Origin of the sequence: Embleya sp. NPDC005971 (assembly GCF_040629175.1) — a bacterium.
Lineage (GTDB): Bacteria > Actinomycetota > Actinomycetes > Streptomycetales > Streptomycetaceae > Embleya.
Genome location: NZ_JBEXUX010000008.1, coordinates 43,046 through 60,416 on the forward strand (window position 1 = coordinate 43,046; position 17,371 = coordinate 60,416).

Here is a 17,371-nt window from a genome sequence, read left to right on the forward strand (position 1 = left end):
CGCCACCCCTCACGTCTCCTCACGACGACCGTAGCACCACTTTTCTCCGAATGGAGAAAAGTTGTCGAGGAACTAGGGTGGTCCCCATGTCCACTCCCGTCCGAGCACCCCGGTCGGCCGGCGGCGCGGCGCGGCGCGAGGCCCTTCTCGACGCCACCGTGCGGCTGCTCGCCCGAGACGGCGCCCGGGCGGTGACGCACCGCGCCGTGGCGGTCGAGGCGGGCACCACCCACGGGTCCGCCCGCTACTACTTCGGCACCCGCGAGCAACTGCTCGACGAGGCCCTGCGCCGCCTCGCGGCCGGGCAGATCGACGAGATCCGGGCCGTGTTGCGGCGGTCGGCCACCGCCGACCCGCAGGAGTTCGCCGCCCGGCTCGCCCACTACGTGGCGGACACCGTCGCCGGCGATCGGGACGCGAGCATCGCCCGGTTCGAGCTGTTCCTGGAGGTCGCCCGCCGACCCGAGCTGCGCCCCGCCCTGGAGGAGTGGGGGGCGGTACAACGCGAGGCCCTGGCCGTCCGGTTGGCGGCGGTGGGCGCGGCCGAGCCCGAGGCCGCCGCCGCCGACCTGCTCACTCTGCTCAACGGCCTCGTCCTCGAACAACTCGCCACACCCGACGACGACTTCGAGCACACCCGCCTGCGCCCCGCGATCCTGCGCCACTGCGCCGGTCACGGCTAGGCACCGTCCCCGCGCCCGCCGTCAGCGTCCCGCCCGATCCGTCGTTCCCGGTCGGTCCCGCAACATGTGGGCCAGGAGCCGGCCCCGGGACCGCAGCCCCGTCTTGTCGAAGATGTGCTGAAGGTGACTCTTGACCGTCGGCACACCGATCGACAACACCCGGCCGATCTCCGCGTTCGTTGCACCGTCGAGCAGCAGGGCGACGACCTCGGCCTCGCGCGCGGTCAGCTCCCAGGCCGCCTCGGGGGCCGGATCGACCGCCGGCTGCTGCCACGCGCCGAACGCGTACTCGAGATAGGGGTGCGCCTTGCGCAGAAACCGCAGCTCGCGCGCGGTGAAATCGCCCTCGCGCGCATCCCGCAACAGCGACACACCTCCCACGAGCCGGCCGTCGTGCCGCAGGTACAACTCGGCCTCGTAGCGGATCCCCAGCGGACGCATGAAGTGCCGGTAGTAATCCGACGCGTCGAACCGTTCCCCCAGGTCGAACAGCGTCGCCAGCGGGGTGTCCGACGCGTCGAACCGCCTCGGGTGGAACGGATCGAGCAGATGGAAATGGCTCAGGTAGCCGACGTTGCGCGCCGGCGGGATGCCCCGGAAGACATGGCCGACCGCGTTCAGACCCGGATCGACGGAGTAGAAGACCATCCCGGTCGCCGAGACGGACTCGGCCAGGAAGTCCATCGTCCGCGCCTTGAACTCGGCGACGCCGTGCGGGCCGACGGTGGATCGTGGGGTGCTGGGGTACATGGGGGCCGCCGCTTCGTCCGAGGGAAGGGGTCGAGGAGAGGCCGACCGAGGAGGCCGACCGAGGAGATCGACACGAGGAGGTCGAAGGGAGGCAGGTCGAACCTAACCGCGCCCGAACCGAGGGGTCAAGGTCGGGTGTCAACCGTTGGATCGATGTGCCCCATCGCCTGCCCGCCTACCTTCACCCGATGACCGGACCCGCCGGTCGGAGCGGAGGCAGCGGATGGCCAGGACACTCATCACCGGTGGCAACGTACTGACCCTCGATCCGTCCGCGCCGGACGCCGAGGCGCTGGTGGTGGAGGCGGGGCGGGTGCTCGCCACCGGCGGCGCCCGCGACATGGCGAGCCTCGCCGGCCGGGGCGCGCGGACGATGGACGTCGCCGGGGCGACCGTGCTGCCCGGTCTGATCGACACCCACCCGCACGTGTTGCACTTCGGTGGCCTGGCGGCGGGCCTGGTCGACCTGACCGACGCCGTCGACCACGCCGACATCGTGGCGCGGATCCGCGAGCACGCGGCACACACGCCCCCGGGCGAGTGGATCATGTGCACGCCGGTCGGGGAACCGCACTACTTCGTCCGGCGCTCGTCGGCCGACCTCGCCGAACGGCGCCTGCCCGACCGGCACACCCTGGACGCGGCGACCGCCGACCACCCGGTGCTGATCCAGGCCTGGGCGCCGCGCATGCCGAACGTGGTGGCGTTCAACAGCGCGGGACTGCGCGCCGTCGGGCTGAGCGCCTTCCTGCCCGACCGGGTCTGCGACGTCGAAATCGACAAGGACGACAACGGCGAACTCACCGGCATCCTGCGCGGGCCGGTCACCAACTACTACACGTACGACCCGTTCTGGTCCCAGATCCTGACCAAGCTGCCCCCGCTCGACCCCGCCCGCGCCGTGCAGGGCACCCTCGACGAGATGGCCCGGTTCACCGCGCACGGGGTGACCACGGTGTACGAGGGTCACGCGATGGAACCCGAACACATCGAGGTATACCGGCACTTGCGCGCCCAGGGCCGGCTCACCTTCCGGGTCCTGGCCGCGCCCGACATCGAGTCGGTCATCTTCACCCCGTTCGAGCCGCTGAGCACGGCCGAATTCGGGGCCCGTCTGGAGCGACTGACCGCACAACCCTCCGAGCGCGACGACGAGTTCCTGCGGATCGACGGCATCACGATGAGTCCGGGCGGCCCGTGCTTCTCCGGCTACTTCGCGACCCACGAGCCGTACACCGGCCCGTTCGGCTCGCCCACCCGGGGAGTTCGATTCCTGTCCCTGGAGAAGGAGGAACTCTTCGTCCGGTTCTGCGCCGAACGCGGGATCCGCGCGAACATGTGCCTGGGCGCGTTCCGCGAGCACGACGACTTCCTGGCGATCGCCGAACGTGTGGTCCGCGAACACGACTTCCGTGATCGGCGCTGGATCCTGCAACACGCGATCACGATCACCCCCGACCAGGTCCGCCGCTACCGCGCGCTCGGATTCCAGGTCACCACGTCGGTCGGCTTCGCGTGGGGCAAGGGCCGGATGTACGGGGAGCGCATGGGCGAGCACGTGTGGCGTGATCTCGTCCCGCTGCGCCGACTGCTCGACGCGGGCCTGGACCTCGGCGGCGGCACCGACTGGGGACCGAAGAACCCGTGGGAGCAGATCAAACTGGCCCAGACACACGAGTTCGCCGGCTCCGGGCACCGTAACGCCGGTCCCGACCAGGTCCTCACCCGCGCCCAGGCACTGCGGATGTGGACCACCGGCGCCGCCCGGGTGCTGGACTGGCCGGACATCGGCGCCCTGGTACCCGGCCACCACGCGGACATCGCGATCGTCGACCGCGACCCCGCACGCTGCGACCTCGACGACCTCCCGGGTACCCGGGTGCTGCGCACCCTCCTCGGCGGACGCACCGTGCACGACAGCGGCGACCTCGCGGACGCCGGCGACGAACCCGAAACGGAGAACGGCCGATGACCGCACACGAGCAGGTGCTCGCCCGAATCGACGACCTGCGCGACGAGTTGCTGGCCACCCTCGCCGCGGCCATTCGAATCCCGAGCGTCACGCCGACCTTCCCCGGCGAGGACTACGCCGACGTGGTCGGCGCCGAGGGCGCGGTCTCGCGCCTGCTGGCCGGTGTGTACACCGACGCCGGCGCCGAGGTCGACGTGTTCGCGGTCGACCCCGGGCGGGACAACGCGGTCGGGGTGATCCGGGGTACCGGGGGCGGCCGTTCGTTGATCCTCAACGGTCACGTCGACGTCGTCCCGCCCGGCGACCCCGCCGCGTGGCGCTCCGGCGACCCGTTCGACGCGGCGATCGAGGACGGCTGGATCCACGGCCGCGGCTCGGCCGACATGAAGAGCGGCCTGGTCGCGCAGGCGTTCGCGGCCCGCGCCCTGCGCGAGGCCGGGGTGCGGCTGCGCGGCGACCTGATCCTCCAGGCCGTGGTCGGCGAGGAGAACCTCGAACACCACATGGGCACCTCCGCGGTGCTCGCGCGCGGCTACACCGCCGACGGCGCGATCGTGGCCGAACCCACGGGCGCAGCAAAGCCGTTGACCGTCATGGCCGCGACCCCCGGCGTGCTGGTGATGCAGGTCGACGTGGTCGGCAAAAGCGCCCACTCGTCCATGCGCGGACGCATGTTGCGCGGGCAGGGCACGCGGGACCCGATCGCGGTCAGCGCGATCGACCGGGGACTGGTGATCCACGAGGCCCTTCGGCGCCTCGAACACGACTGGGCGATCACGAAGTTCGACCCGCTCTTCGAACCCGGACAGTTCACCATCGCCCCCGGAGCCCTCGACGGCGGCGCCCGACACTCCCGCAGCGGCGCCTTCATTCCGGACCGAATGAGCATGGTCTACGCGGTGTTCCACCCGCCGGCCGAGGAACAGGACACGATCCGGGAGGAGATCGAGAGCCACATCGCGCACGTCGCCGCCACCGACCCATGGCTGCGCGAGCATCCGCCGGTGGTCACCTGGCAACTGTGCTACCCCGGATCGCGCGTGGACCCGACCCATCCGCTGTGCAACGTCGTGGCCGGCGCGCGCGAACTGGCCGGACACGACAGTCCGTACGCGGCCCGGCCCGGCATCGAGGCGTTCCCCTCCGCGACCGACTCCACCTGGCTCTGCCGCGCCGGCATCGCGACCGTGGGCCTGGGACCGGGTCGACTCGCCATGGCGCACGCCTACGACGAACGTTGCGCGATCGACGAGATCATCTGCGCGGCCCGTACCTACGCGCTCGCGGCGATCGACTGGTGCGGCGCGTGAGCGGGCCCGAACCGATCGCGCCCTACCTGGCCGTCGGACTGTCGACGATCGTGCACGGCATCGGCGCCCGCCGGCACATCACCCGCAACCTCGACACGATCGAGGACGCCATCCACGCCGCCGTCTCCACCATCGGGATCAACATGCCGGTCAAGCTGATCGCGCTGGCCGAGGGCGCGCTCACCGGCTTCACCGACGAGATCTTCGACCTCCCGCACGTCCGGGCCGCCCGGGACCTGTTCATCGACATCCCCGGCCCCGAGACCGACCGCCTCGCCGCCCTCGCCCGCCACTACGGCACCTACCTGGTCGTCCAGTGCAAGGCGCGCTGGCCCGAGATCGTCCCCGACCGCTACTTCAACGTGCTGTTCGTGATCTCCCCCGACGGCGAGATCGTGCACCGTGCCGCCAAGAACCACGTCTGGTGCCGCGAGCATTCGTGCACCCCGCACGACGTCTACGATCGCTGGGTCGAGGTGTTCGGCGACGGGATCGACGCCTTCTACCCCGTCCTGCGCACCCCGGACATCGGCAACATCGGCACGATCTGCTGCAGCGACGGCGAATACCCGGAGGCGGTAAGGGCGTTGGCACTGGGCGGGGCCGAGGTGGTGTACCGACCCAGCGAGGCGGTGCCGATGACCCAGGCCGGCCCCGACCCCGGCGGCACGTGGCTTTTGCAGAACCGGGCCCACGCGCACTTCAACTCCCTGTACATGGTCTGCCCGAACGTCGGCCCGGTGTACGTGACTCCCGACGCCCGGCATCCGTACGACATCGGCGGTGGGCACTCGCACATCGTCGACCACCTCGGCGCCGTGATCGCACACACGGTCTCCGGCGCGAACAGTTTCGTCGCCGGCATCGTGGACATCGAGGCGCTGCGCCGATTCCGGGTGATGAACCTCAACTCCAACTGGCTGAAGGACCTGCGCACCGAACTCTTCCGCCGGATGTACGACCGCCCCGTGCACCCGGCCAATCTGTGGCTCGACCACGATCCGACGGGCCATGCCGACGTGGACGAGATCTATCGAGCCAACATCCGCCGCCTGATCGATCGCGGCGCCTACACGCCCCCCGCACACGCCTCGCCCGGGGCGCGGTACATCCCACCGCCCGGCGGCGACGACCCGGCGGCGATCCTGGACCGGTGGGCGGACGCGGACGGGTGAACGGCGGCCCGGTGAACCCGTGCGGCCGGCCGGCCGTGTAGGTGACGGAGACTCCAGGGCCCCGCCCACCGCCGGGCCCTGCGGAATCAGGAGGGGATCGACGATGGCGACAACTTCCACGCGGCTGACCCGGGGCGCACTGTTCGTGGCCGGGTTGGTCGCCGCCCTGCTGTCCGCCGGCGCGCCGGCGATGGCGAGCGGGACGGCGCTGTACTGCGGCGGGGGCATGGGCCCGACGGCCGACATCGCGGTTCGGGCCGCGGTCGAGGACGCCCGGGAGTCGGCCCGCACGGACGGCCACTACTCCTGCGAAGCGGCCGACGCGCCACAGGTCTTCGAGGTCTTCGACGACCCGTACCGCGGCCATGTCTTCTACGCGAGCGTGACGATGAACTGCGGTTAGCGGGTTTCGTGGCGAGGGGTCTCGGCGCCCCTCGGCGCTCGACAGCGGTTGACGTCCCGTCGGTCGGGCAGCGCGCCGATCCGCCCCTTGACCTTCGGTTCCTCGAGGTGTCGCCGGCTTTCGTCAGTGGTTCCTAGAGCAGGCCGCGGTCGCGGGCGTAGATCGCCGCGTGGGTGCGGTCGCGGAGGTTCAGCCGGGACAGGATCCGGGAGATGTGGTTCTTGACGGTGCCTTCGCTGAGGAACAGGCGGCCGGCGATCTCGCGGTTGGTCGACCCGGTGGCGATCAGTCGCAGCACCTCGATCTCGCGCCCGGTCAGCACGTCGAGTTCGCGGCCCGGATCCGGACCGGGGCTCGGGTCCGGGTCCGGGTCCGGGTCGCGCGGCGGGGTCGGCCGCTCGGGCCGGGGCGCGGCCAGGCGTCGGGTGATCGAGGCGTCGAGTGGGGCGACGCCGGCGCGGGCCAGTCGGATCGCGGCGGCCAGTTGTGCCGAGGGCAGGTTCTTGAGCAGGTAGCCGATCGCACCCGCCCGCAGCGCCTCCGAGACGTACCGGTCGTCGTCGAACGTGGTCAGCATGATCACCCGGCACAGCGGCGCGCGTTCGCTCAGCAGCGCGACCGCGGTGACACCGTCCATCACCGGCATCCGGACGTCCATCAGGATCACGTCCGGATGCTCGGCACACGCGATGTCCACCGCCTGGCGGCCGTCCGGGACCGCGCCGATCACCGTGATGCCGGGCTGGATGCCCAGCAGCGAGGCGATGCCCTCGCGCACCAGTTCCTGGTCGTCGACCACCAACACCCGTACCGGGTCCTCCTCGTGTCCGCTCACCGGCTCGACGCCCCGGCACGCGCCGGTACGCGCGGCACCGTGACCGTGACCACGGTGCCCCGCCCGGGTGCGGCGTCGACCTCGACCCGGCCGCCGAGCAGGTCGACCCGTTCGCGCATCGCCCGCAGGCCGAAGCCGTCCGCGCTGTCGAGCGCACGATCGCCGAGGGCGGGGCCGGGGACGAAGCCGCGCCCGTCGTCGGCGACCACCAGTCGTGCCTCGCGTTCGCCGTAGCGGGCGGACACCGCGACGTGCCCGGCGCCGGCGTGCCGGTGCGCGTTGGTCAGACCCTCCTGCGCCGCGCGATACAGCGCGGTGAGCGATTCGACGTGGTAACCGTGCTCCTCGCCGGCCACGTCCAGAGTGACCCGGGCGGGGCCGCCCTCGACGTGCCGAACCAGGTCCGCCAGCGCCGCGGACAACGAGAACGGTTCCCCCTCGTCCCGCAGCGCCCGTACCGACACCCGGACTTCGTCCAGTGCCCGGCTCGCCGACCAGCGTGCGTCGGCGAGTGCCCGTTCGGCGACGCGGGCGTCCAGGTCCCGAAACGCCGATGCCTTCTCCAACTGGATGGCGATCGCGGTCAGATGGTGGCCGAGGCCGTCGTGGAACTCGCGGGCCAGCCGGTTGCGTTCCTGGGCCACCGAAAGCCGCTCGACCCGGGCCGCGTAGTCGGCCAACCGCGCGTGCGAGTCGCGCAGTTCGCGCAGCGTGTCCTCCAGCCGGACCCGACCCGCCTGCTCGCCCACCGCGATCGAGGCCATCGCCACGGCGAGCACCAGGCCCAGGCCGGACATCAGCAGGTCGGTGACGATGTCGGTCCGCAGATACCACTCGGGCACCCACAGCACGTCGGCGAGCAGAATCACCGCCACGCACACCGTGCTCAGCGCCACGCCGACCTGCCGGCCGAAGGCGAAGTAGGCGGTGATCGGCACCAGGACGAACAGCGCCCGGGACACGCCGGAGCGGTCGAGCCCGGCCGCCGCCGCGAACAGCGCCAGTCGGCCGATCAGCAACAACACGGCCGGTCGAGGCGGGGTACGGACCGGGTGGCGGTACACCTCCCGGCGATCCAGTGCGACCAGGAGCAGCAGACACCCGGCGAACCCGACCAGTCGCAGCGGCCGGATCGGGCCGGCCTCGATCACGCCGCCGTGGAGTCCGCCGATCAACACGACGGCGTAGACCGTGCTCGGCAGCCAGGACATCGGCCGGGACACCCCCGCGGTCGGGGCCGGCGGTGACGACGCGGTCATCTTGGTACCCCTGTTCGATCCCCGGTGCGGTGCGCCGAACGATACCCGCGGATGAAGCGCCCGGGACCGGTGCGGCCGGGGGCGTGCCGAACCTTGGCCGAAGGTCATGTGCCGTTCGGCGGCGCCGCCGCACACCCCGGGGCGGAGACCGATCGCGGTGTGGCCGGTCGGCATCTGTGGCCCGCTCCCCGGCCCTTCCTAGTCTCGGCACTGCCGAATCCGGCTCCCCACCCCATCCCACGAAGGGCAGTTCCTTGCTGAAGACCACCCGCCCACTGGCCGTCGCCGCCGCGCTGCTGCTGGCCACGACGCTGGGCTCGACGGCGGCGAGCGCGATACCCGAGTCCGATTCGATCGCCGCGGCGTCGGCGTGCCGAGTGCGCGTGCCCGGCGCGGAGCATGTGATCGGTGCCTGCCTGGCGGATCTGACCACGGCCGGCACCGTCGCCTCCGGACACACCGACCCGGAGGACTGGGCCGGCCTGGAGACGGCCGGCACGGTCGATCCGTCGGGCGTCCCGGGCGTGCAACTCGACGGCTACTTCCCGGACACCTCCACCACCAACACCAATCACCGGTGGAACCACGACAGCCAGTTCGTGATCCGGCTGCCGAGGAACTGGAACGGCGGCCTGGTCGTGGCCGGCCCGCCCGGCCTGCGCGAGCAGTACGCCAACGACCGGCTGATCTCCGACCACGTGCTCGCGCAAGGCTTCGCCTACGCGGCCACCGACAAGGGCAACACCGGGGAGCGGATCTACCGGGACGGCCGGCGTCCCGGCGATGCCATCGCCGAATGGCACGAGCGGGTGGCGCAGTTGACGGTCGCCGCCAAGCAGGTCGCCACGCGGCACTACGGTCGGCGGCCCGCGACCACGTTCATGGCCGGCGCCTCCGCGGCCGGCTACCTGGTGCGCTGGCAATTGGAGAACAACCCGGGCCTGTTCACCGGCGGCGTCGAATTGCACGGCCTGCTGCTCACGCCCGACGCGCCGAACATCCTGGACACGGCGCCGGCGGCGCTGCGCGCCTACCCGAAGTTCCGCGACCGGGTGCCGGGCGGCCTGGAGGAGATGCACGCGGCCGGCTACCCGGTCGGCTCCGAGCCGATCTGGGGATTCCACTATCAGAACCTGTGGGACTCGCTCCAGCGCACCATGCGCGAGGAGCTCGACCCCGGGTACGACGGCCCGAAGGAGGCCGGCACGCCGTTCTGCCCGGCGAACACGATCAAGGGTTGCGACACCGACTACGTCTACGCCGATCGCCCGGCCGCCGTGCACAAAGCGATCGAACGGTTGTCGTCGACCGGACGGATCAAGCGTCCGCTGATCAGTCTCCAGGGCACGTTGGACGCGTTGTTGCCGATCACCAGGAGCGGTGACGTGTACGCGAGGATGGTCGACGACGCCGGTCGCGGCGACCTGCACCGCTACTACCGGGTCACCAACGGCACCCACGCGGACGGCCTGTACCGGGCCATGCCCGAGGTGATCCAGTCGATGTCCCCGTGCTTCGCCACGGCCTTCGACGCGCTGGCCGCCTGGACCCGGAACGGCACACCGCCGCCGCCGAGCCGCACCGTCCCGGCACCGCCGGAGGAGGCGGACCGGATCAATCGTTGCGGGTTGTGATCCACAGCGGGCGATGCCCAGCACCCACCAGGCCACCCGCGACCACGCCGAAGGCGGGTCGCGGGTGGCGGGCCGTCCGGCCGCGCTCAGTGCGCCGCCGCGACCGGGGCCCCCTTGGTGATCGACACCGCGCCCGGTGCGTCGGTCGTCGACTGCCCGCCCGGTGCGGCCGGTGGGATCGGGTCGAGGGCGTCGAGTGGCGCGACCGGTTCGCCGGCCAGGACCTTGCGGGCCCGGTCCCGGTCCAGGACGCCCTCCCACGAGGCCACCACCAGACTCGCCACGCTGTTTCCGCACACATTGGTCAGCGCGCGGCACTCGCTCATGAACTTGTCGATGCCGAACACCAGCATGATCCCGGCCACCGGCACGTGCCCGACCGTGGACAACGTCGCGGCCAGCACGATGAACCCGGATCCGGTCACCCCGGCCGCGCCCTTGGAGGTCAGCAGCAGCACCGCGACCAGGCTCAGTTGTTGCCCCATGGACAGCGGTGTGTCGGTGGCCTGCGCCACGTACAGCGCGGCCAGGGTCAGATAGATGCAGGTCCCGTCGAGGTTGAAGGAGTATCCGCTCGGCACCGTCAGCCCGGCCACCTGCCGGGGCACGCCCAGGTTCTCCATCTTGGTGATCACCCGGGGCAACACGCTCTCGCTGGAGGAGGTGCCCAGCACGATCAGCAGCTCGTCCTTCATGTACCGCAGCAGGTGCAGGATGTTCAGCCGGATCGCGGCCATCACCAGGCCGAGCACGACCACCACGAAGAACAGGCTCGTCCCGTAGAAGATCGCCACCAACTTGCCCAGGCTGGTCAGCGTGTCGAGCCCGTACTTGCCGACGGTGAACGCCATCGCGCCGAACGCGCCGACCGGCGCCGCGTACATCACGATCCGCAGCACCGCGAACAACACCCGGCCGGTCCGCTCCACGCCGATCGCGATGCCTTCCGCCGGGCGCCCGACCAGCTTGATCGCGATGCCGAAGAGCACCGCGAAGAACAACACCTGGAGCACGTCGCCGTCAGCGAAGGCACCGACCACGCTGCTGGGCACCAGGTCGGTGAGGAAGTGCCACCAGGACTGCGCCTCGCCCTTGTCGATGTAGCCCTGCGCGGTCGCGGAGACCTTCATCGAGCCGACGTCGGCGTGCACCCCGTCGCCCGGGCGCAGCACGTTCATCACGACCAGGCCCAGGATCAGCGCGATGGTGGTCAGTGCCTCGAAGTAGACCAGCGACTTCCAGCCGATCCGACCGGCACCGCGCAGGCTGTCGACGCCCGCGATACCGGTCACCACGGTCACGAAGATGATCGGCGTGATGATCATCTTGATCGCGTTGACGAACGTGTCGCCCAGCGGGCGCAACTGTTCGCCGGTGTGCGGCCACGCGGCGCCGACCACGATGCCGGCGAGGATGCCGACCAGGACCCATACGTACAGCAGGGTGTACCAGGGCCGACGGGCCGCAGGCGGCTGAGGCGGCGGCGGACCGGTGGGGGGCGGGTCGGCTGCGCCGGCGACCGGGTCGGTCGTGGTGGCCTGGGACATCTGGGGCCTCCCGGAGGGATGTCGGGTCGAGCGGACGGGAACGCTGCGACACCGGAGCGGCACCGGGCCGCGCGCCCTGGCGGACGGGCGGACGGGCAGGCGGCGGAAACATCGGCGAAACAGCGCGTTACGGGACGTAGATTGGCGCGGCGACGGAGCGCGACGGTGCTTACGCGCATTACGCGCACGACGAAATTGCTGACGAATCGCCGTAAAACGAGTGAAATACCGGCAGCGGTCGCCTTGCGAGACGGCCCGGACGTCCAGTGATAATTCGCGCATGGCCAACCAGAGCATCGCTCGGCAGGTGCTGCTGTGGCAGCTCGCCCTCGTCCTGCTGCTCGTCGCGGCGGGCTCGGGCGTCGCCGTCCACGCGGTACGCCGATCCGGCGAGCAGACCGCCCGGGAGCGCGCGCTCGACGTGGCCCGCACCCTGGCCCGCGCGCCCGGCCTCGCCGAGGCCGCGACCGCCGCCGACCCGACCGCCCGGCTCCAGCCGATCGCGGAGCGGATCCGCAAGGAGAACGGCGTCGACTTCGTGGTGGTGATGAGCGTCGACGGCACCCGTTTCACCCACCCCGACCCGACTCGGATCGGCCGGACCTTCCTGGGCCACATCGACGCCGCGGCCCAGGGACGAACCTCGACCGAGACCTACACCGGCTCGCTCGGCCCCTCGGTGCGTGCCGTCGTCCCGGTGATCGGCCCGGCCGGCCGCCCGGTCGCGCTGGTCTCGGTCGGCGTCACCAACCACCGCGTCGACGCCCTGGTCGGCCAGGACGTCCCGCTGGTCCTCGCGGTCGCCGCCGCCGCCCTCGCGGTGGCCTGCGCGGCGAGCATGGCGGTGCACCATCGACTGCGCAGACAGACCCTGGGCCTGGGGCCGGTCGAGCTGCGCCGGGTGTACGAACACCACGACGCGGTGCTGCACGCCGTTCGCGAGGGCCTGATCGTGGTGGACTCGGCGGGCCTGCTGGTGTTGGCCAACGACGAGGCGGTCCGGCTGCTCGCGCTTCCCCCCGTGCCCGAGGGGCGGCATGTGGGCACGTTGGGCCTGGACGGCACCCTGGCCGACACCCTCACCGCCGGTCGCACCGTCACCGACGAGATCCACCTGTGCAACACTCGCGCACTCGCGGTCAACATCAGCCCCACCGGCCGCGACGATCGCATGGTGGCCACCTTCCGCGACCACACCGAACTGCGCGCCCTGGTCGGCGAACTCGACCAGGTCAAGGGCTTCGCCGAGGCGCTGCGGGCGTCCGCGCACGAGACGGGCAACCGACTGCACACGATCGTCGCGCTGATCGAACTCGGGCGCGGAGCCGAGGCGATCCGCTTCGCCACCGGCGAACTGGCCGCCGCCCAGGACCTGGCCGACGAACTTACCGCCGCCGTGCACGAACCCGCGCTGGCCGCACTGCTGTTCGGTAAGCACGCGCAGGCCGCCGAACGCGGTGTGCAACTGACGGTGACCGGTGGGCCGGCGACCGACCACGACGGGCCGGGCCCGCTCGACGCGTTCGCCTCCCGATTCGAACCACGCGACCTGGTCACCGTGTTGGGCAACCTGGTCGACAACGCGATCGACGCGGCCGTGTCGGCGCCGCCGCCGCGCACCGTGCGGGTCACCGTCGGTGCCGACCCGGACGCCGCCGACGGCGGCCTGCTGCTTCGGGTCGCGGACAGCGGCCCGGGCATCGACGAACCGCTCGCCGCGCGGGTGTTCGAGCGCGGCTGGAGCACCAAGGAGCCCTACGGATCCCAGGACCGCGGCCTGGGCCTGGCGCTGGTGCGCGCCACCGTCGCCCGACACGCCGGCACCGTCGACGTCGCCCGCGGCGACACCGGCGGCGCGGTGTTCACCGTGCGCCTGCCCGCGCTGCCCGCACAACCCACACTGCCCGACCGGCCCGCACTGCCCGCCCAACGCCCGGGGGAGGAAGCATGATCCGCACCCTCGTCGTCGAGGACGACCCGGTCCTGGCCGAGGCCCACGCGGTCTTCACCGGCCGCGTCCCGGAGTTCGAGGTGGTCGGCGTCACCGGCAGCGGCACCGAGGCGCTGCGCCTGCTGTCCACCCGACCGGTCGACCTCGTCCTGCTCGACCTCTACCTCCCGGACCTGCACGGCCTCGACCTGTGCCGAACCATGCGCGGCCAGGGCCACGACGCCGATGTCATCGCCGTCACCTCGGCCCGGGACCTGCGGCTGGTGCGCTCGGCGGTGTCGCTGGGAGTCGTGCAATACCTGCTCAAGCCGTTCTCGTTCGCCGCGTTCCGCGAACGCCTGGACGGCTACGCGGAATACCGCCGGCAGATCGGCGAGGCCGGAGCCGCGCCGACCGCCACCGGACAGCGCGAGGTCGACCAGGCGTTCGCCGCGCTGCGCCGCACCTCCGACGCGCCGCCGCTGCCCAAGGGCCTGGCCGCCGCCACGTTCGAGGCGATCGTGGCGCACCTGAGCACCGGCGCGGTGACCTCCGCGGCCGACATCGCCGACGCGGTCGGCGTCTCCCGCCCGACCGCCCGCCGCTATCTGGACCACCTGTCCGCCCGCCGCCTGGTCTCGCGCGAACCGCGGTACGGCGGTGCCGGTCGCCCCGAATACATCTACCGCTGGCACACCCCGCAAACGGAGGCGTCCACACCACCCGGATCGGGATAACCCTCGTCCTTTGCCGACTCCCGCATGAGGCGTCGCCTCGGCCGGCACCATGGTCACGCGTCGGACGCCCGCCGGTCGGGGCCGCGCGACGGGGGGCAACGGTGGACAGGATCGGGCGATACGAATTGGGGCCGCTCCTGGGTCGGGGCGGGATGGCCCTGGTGCACCGGGCGCGGGACACCCGGCTGGGTCGCGATGTCGCGGTGAAGTTGCTGGCGCCCGAACTCGCGCACGATCCGGTGGTCCGCCGTCGGTTCCTCACCGAGGCCCGGGCCGCCGCCGCGCTGAACCATCCCGGCATCGTCATCGTGCACGACCAGGACGAGATCGATCACTTCGGCGACATGGTCGCCTACCTGGTGATGGAACTCATCGATGGTCACACGCTCGCCCAACTGCTGGCCGGGCGCGGGTCGTTACCGCTCGAAGAGGTGCTGCCGATCGGGCGCGCCGTGCTGGCCGCACTGGACCACGCGCATCGGCACGGCGTGGTGCACCGCGACGTCAAGCCGGCCAACGTGATGGTGCGCGTCGACGGCGGGCTCAAGGTCACCGACTTCGGGATCGCCCGGATCACCGGCAGCGATTCGAGCCGGCTGACCGCGACCGGCTCGGTGCTGGGGACGGTCGCGTACATGCCGCCCGAGGTGATCCAGGGCGGCGAGGCCGGTCCGGCCGGCGACGTGTACGCCGTCGGCTGCCTGCTCTACGAACTGTTGACCGGCCGGGTCCCCTACCCCGCCGCCAACTCGCCGGCCGTGATGTATCGGCACATCCACTCCGCGGTGCCGCTCGTGTCCGCCGAGGTGCCGGAACTCCCGTCCGAGGTGGACGATTTACTCGCCAGGGCGATGGCCAAGCCGGTCGCCGACCGGTACCCGGACGCGGGCGCGATGCTGGCCGCCCTGCTCGCGGTCCGCTCGGCCCGGCCCCAGGTCCACGCGTCGGGGGCGATCGGACGGGCCGAGACGACGGCCGACGAACTCCCGCCGCCGGCACCGACGTCGGGGGACGGATCCGGGCAGCCGGCGACCACCGGCGGCGCGGGGCCGACCGATCCACCCTCCCGCCCGCCCGTGCCCACCGACGGCCCGACCCCCGAGAGGCCCGAGAGACCCGAGGAATCCGACGAAACGCCGCCCGGCTCCGGCGGCGTGTTCCCGCTCCCGGTCCGCGAGGCGATGAAGGCGGCGCGCGTCGTATCCGTCCTCCTCGCCGTCGCCCTGGTCGTCGGCCTCGGACTGACCTTCGGCCCCATGGTGTTCGACCACGACACGGCGAAGGACCGGACGCCCGCCGGCAAGAATTCCGGCTCACCTCCGTTACCGGGTCCCACCGGTACGGGCCCCACCTCGACGGGCACCCAACCCGGGACCATCCCACCGTCCGACCTCCCGGACGCATCACGCCGCCTCCTGGAGCGCGGCTTCCTCAACGTGGGTATCGCCTCCAATTCCACGGACCTGCTCTCCGAGGGCGGGGTGACGGGCGCCTACTCGGGATTCGACATCGAGATCGCCAAGGTCGTCGCGGCTCATCTCGGCTTCGGCCCGGACCGGATCCGCTTCCAATCCATCCCCGCCCAGGACCGGCTACGGGTCATCCAGCAGCAGGTGATCGACTACTACGTCGGCACGTTGACCATCACCGACCAGCGCAAGCAGGTCATCGCGTTCGCCGGGCCGTATCTGGTCAGCGGGCAGGGCGTCCTGGTCCGCACCGACGACCGGGTGCTGACCGGATTCGACTCCTCGCTGGCCGATCGCCAGGTGTGCTCGGTCACCGGCACCACCACGCTGGCGAAGCTGCAACACGACATCCCGAAGGCCATCGCGGTCTCCCGGGACAACTACGGGGCGTGCGTGCAGGATCTGCTGAGCGGGCACGTCGACGCGGTCACCACCGATCAGGTCCTGCTTCAGGGTTACGTGGCCAACAACCCCGGCCGGCTCAGACTCGTGGGCCCCGCGGTGACGGCCGAGCGGTACGGCATCGGCGTGGCGATCGACAATCCGCCCCTGCGCAGGGCGATCGACGAAGCCTTGCGATCCGCGTTCACCAACGGCGTGTGGAAGGACGCCTACGAACGCACTCTGGGCCGTACCGGGATTCCCGCGCCCGCGGCGCCGGTGTTGGAAATCTCCTGACGCTCGCCGGCACCGTCGGTCAGGACTTCACGGCGTCCGAGAGACGGACGAACGTATAGCCCTGCTGGAGGAGTTCGGGTACGGCCAGGCGGATGCCGGCAGCGGTACCACCGCGTGGATGGTTCAGGTGACCGATCACGACCGAGCCCGGACGTACTCCCCGCATCGCCTTGCGGACCTGCTCGGGAGTGAAGGTGGCGCCGCCGTCGGCGTTGACGTGGAAGCTCGCGAAGCGTTCGCCCAGGTCGGTGACGATCCTCGCCGCGACGTCGTCGCAGTAGGCCGTCCCGGACCGGAAGAACCGGGGTGGCCGTCCGAGCAATTCGGTGAGTTTGGCCCGGTTGCCGGAGATCTCGTCGTAGACCTCGCCCGCGTCCCGGGTGCCGGGAATGCCGTAGGCGGCGCGGCCGGAGACGGACAGCGGCAGGTGCCGGGTGCCGTGGTTGGCGATCTCGAAAAGCGGATCGGCGGCCAGTTGCCGAAGTGTGGGCAGGTTCTCGTCCACCCAGCGGGAGTTGACGAACAAGGTGGCCGGGACCGACCGTTCGCGCAGGAAGTCGATCAGCTCCCGGTCGTACTCGCTGCCACCCTTGCCACCGCACGCGTCGAAGGTCAGCGCCGCCACCTTCGCGGTGGTCGGCAGTCGGGACAACGACCCCGCCACCTCCAGGCCCCAACTCGTGGGCACCTGCCGACCGTACCGGGCGACGATCTCCGCTCGGGTCGGACCGACGGCCGCCGGCGGACCCGAGGACGGTTTCGGACTCGACTCCGCCGGCGCGGGACGAGCCGCCGCCGGCGCCGGTGGTGACGTCGTACTCGGCGAGGCGGACTTCCCCGCGTCCGAACACCCCGCCAACAGCCCGCCCAACGCGGCTGCCAACATCGCCCGTCGGCCCACGTCCATCGCGCCGTCCTCCACATCCGCGCGACGCCCACCGCCGTGCGGGTTCACCCTAGAAGATCACCACCCCACCGCCTGCGTGTGG

The 17,371-nt window shown here is 71.6% G+C and carries 14 protein-coding genes; 9 read left to right on the top strand and 5 right to left on the bottom strand.

Annotated features, from left to right (window positions below; all coding sequences use genetic code 11):
* The first annotated feature begins 86 nt into the window (after nucleotides 1–86).
* Nucleotides 87–683: a TetR family transcriptional regulator gene (locus ABZ374_RS10145; protein WP_360308993.1), complete on the top strand. Its 597-nt coding sequence runs from the start codon at nucleotides 87–89 to the stop codon at nucleotides 681–683.
* Nucleotides 684–704: 21 nt separating this feature from the next.
* On the opposite strand, the gene ABZ374_RS10150 is transcribed toward ABZ374_RS10145, so the two are convergent.
* Nucleotides 705–1,433: a helix-turn-helix transcriptional regulator gene (locus ABZ374_RS10150; RefSeq protein ID WP_360308994.1), complete on the bottom strand. Its 729-nt coding sequence runs from the start codon at nucleotides 1,431–1,433 to the stop codon at nucleotides 705–707.
* A gap of 223 nt (nucleotides 1,434–1,656) precedes the next feature.
* On the opposite strand from ABZ374_RS10150, the gene ABZ374_RS10155 reads away from it, so the two are divergent.
* From ABZ374_RS10155 to ABZ374_RS10170, 4 genes are all read left to right on the top strand, one after another.
* Nucleotides 1,657–3,405: an amidohydrolase family protein gene (locus ABZ374_RS10155; protein ID WP_360308995.1), complete on the top strand. Its 1,749-nt coding sequence runs from the start codon at nucleotides 1,657–1,659 to the stop codon at nucleotides 3,403–3,405.
* The gene (locus tag ABZ374_RS10160; RefSeq protein ID WP_360308997.1) at nucleotides 3,402–4,715 is read left to right on the top strand and encodes an ArgE/DapE family deacylase; all 1,314 of its coding nucleotides are present in this window, start codon (nucleotides 3,402–3,404) and stop codon (nucleotides 4,713–4,715) included. Before ABZ374_RS10155 ends, ABZ374_RS10160 begins: the two co-directional genes overlap by 4 nt.
* A complete protein-coding gene (locus tag ABZ374_RS10165) occupies nucleotides 4,712–5,890 on the top strand; it encodes a nitrilase-related carbon-nitrogen hydrolase (RefSeq protein WP_360308998.1) in 1,179 nt (392 codons plus the stop codon). Before ABZ374_RS10160 ends, ABZ374_RS10165 begins: the two co-directional genes overlap by 4 nt.
* Before the next feature lie 103 nt (nucleotides 5,891–5,993).
* On the top strand, nucleotides 5,994–6,293 hold the full coding sequence (locus ABZ374_RS10170; RefSeq protein ID WP_360309000.1) for a hypothetical protein: 300 nt from the start codon (nucleotides 5,994–5,996) through the stop codon (nucleotides 6,291–6,293).
* A 133-nt stretch (nucleotides 6,294–6,426) separates the two neighbouring features.
* Here the strand turns inward: ABZ374_RS10170 and ABZ374_RS10175 are convergent, their stop codons facing one another.
* Both ABZ374_RS10175 and ABZ374_RS10180 read right to left on the bottom strand, forming a co-directional pair.
* Nucleotides 6,427–7,128: a response regulator transcription factor gene (locus ABZ374_RS10175; RefSeq protein ID WP_360309002.1), complete on the bottom strand. Its 702-nt coding sequence runs from the start codon at nucleotides 7,126–7,128 to the stop codon at nucleotides 6,427–6,429.
* Nucleotides 7,125–8,387 carry a sensor histidine kinase gene (locus ABZ374_RS10180; protein ID WP_360309004.1) on the bottom strand — a complete coding sequence of 421 codons (1,263 nt, stop codon included), beginning with the start codon at nucleotides 8,385–8,387 and terminating at the stop codon, nucleotides 7,125–7,127. The genes ABZ374_RS10175 and ABZ374_RS10180 overlap by 4 nt, the downstream gene beginning before the upstream one ends.
* Before the next feature lie 254 nt (nucleotides 8,388–8,641).
* On the opposite strand from ABZ374_RS10180, the gene ABZ374_RS10185 reads away from it, so the two are divergent.
* Nucleotides 8,642–10,021, top strand: coding sequence for a tannase/feruloyl esterase family alpha/beta hydrolase (locus tag ABZ374_RS10185; protein WP_360309006.1), 1,380 nt, complete (start codon nucleotides 8,642–8,644; stop codon nucleotides 10,019–10,021).
* Between the two features lie 86 nt (nucleotides 10,022–10,107).
* Here ABZ374_RS10185 and dctA read toward each other — a convergent pair whose 3' ends face one another.
* A complete protein-coding gene (dctA, locus tag ABZ374_RS10190; RefSeq protein WP_360309008.1) occupies nucleotides 10,108–11,568 on the bottom strand; it encodes a C4-dicarboxylate transporter DctA in 1,461 nt (486 codons plus the stop codon).
* Nucleotides 11,569–11,848: 280 nt separating this feature from the next.
* Between dctA and ABZ374_RS10195 the strand changes: the two genes are divergently transcribed.
* From ABZ374_RS10195 to ABZ374_RS10205, 3 genes are all read left to right on the top strand, one after another.
* A complete protein-coding gene (locus ABZ374_RS10195; RefSeq protein WP_360309010.1) occupies nucleotides 11,849–13,519 on the top strand; it encodes a sensor histidine kinase in 1,671 nt (556 codons plus the stop codon).
* The gene (locus tag ABZ374_RS10200) at nucleotides 13,516–14,235 is read left to right on the top strand and encodes a response regulator (protein WP_360309012.1); all 720 of its coding nucleotides are present in this window, start codon (nucleotides 13,516–13,518) and stop codon (nucleotides 14,233–14,235) included. Before ABZ374_RS10195 ends, ABZ374_RS10200 begins: the two co-directional genes overlap by 4 nt.
* Nucleotides 14,236–14,336: 101 nt before the next feature.
* Nucleotides 14,337–16,382, top strand: coding sequence for a transporter substrate-binding domain-containing protein (locus tag ABZ374_RS10205; protein ID WP_360309014.1), 2,046 nt, complete (start codon nucleotides 14,337–14,339; stop codon nucleotides 16,380–16,382).
* A gap of 19 nt (nucleotides 16,383–16,401) precedes the next feature.
* On the opposite strand, the gene ABZ374_RS10210 is transcribed toward ABZ374_RS10205, so the two are convergent.
* Nucleotides 16,402–17,070 (bottom strand): polysaccharide deacetylase family protein, encoded by a 669-nt coding sequence (locus tag ABZ374_RS10210; RefSeq protein WP_360309016.1) that lies wholly within the window; start codon nucleotides 17,068–17,070, stop codon nucleotides 16,402–16,404.
* Nucleotides 17,071–17,371 lie beyond the last annotated feature (301 nt).

What these genes read in the sequence shown, in the direction of transcription:
- ABZ374_RS10170 (WP_360309000.1), top strand. Translation starts at nt 5,994, where the DNA reads ATGGCGACAACTTCCACGCGGCTGACCCGGGGCGCACTGTTCGTGGCC.
- ABZ374_RS10145 (WP_360308993.1), top strand. Translation starts at nt 87, where the DNA reads ATGTCCACTCCCGTCCGAGCACCCCGGTCGGCCGGCGGCGCGGCGCGG.
- ABZ374_RS10160 (WP_360308997.1), top strand. Translation starts at nt 3,402, where the DNA reads ATGACCGCACACGAGCAGGTGCTCGCCCGAATCGACGACCTGCGCGAC.
- ABZ374_RS10200 (WP_360309012.1), top strand. Translation starts at nt 13,516, where the DNA reads ATGATCCGCACCCTCGTCGTCGAGGACGACCCGGTCCTGGCCGAGGCC.
- dctA (WP_360309008.1), bottom strand. Translation starts at nt 11,568, where the DNA reads ATGTCCCAGGCCACCACGACCGACCCGGTCGCCGGCGCAGCCGACCCG.
- ABZ374_RS10150 (WP_360308994.1), bottom strand. Translation starts at nt 1,433, where the DNA reads ATGTACCCCAGCACCCCACGATCCACCGTCGGCCCGCACGGCGTCGCC.
- ABZ374_RS10155 (WP_360308995.1), top strand. Translation starts at nt 1,657, where the DNA reads ATGGCCAGGACACTCATCACCGGTGGCAACGTACTGACCCTCGATCCG.
- ABZ374_RS10195 (WP_360309010.1), top strand. Translation starts at nt 11,849, where the DNA reads ATGGCCAACCAGAGCATCGCTCGGCAGGTGCTGCTGTGGCAGCTCGCC.
- ABZ374_RS10180 (WP_360309004.1), bottom strand. Translation starts at nt 8,387, where the DNA reads ATGACCGCGTCGTCACCGCCGGCCCCGACCGCGGGGGTGTCCCGGCCG.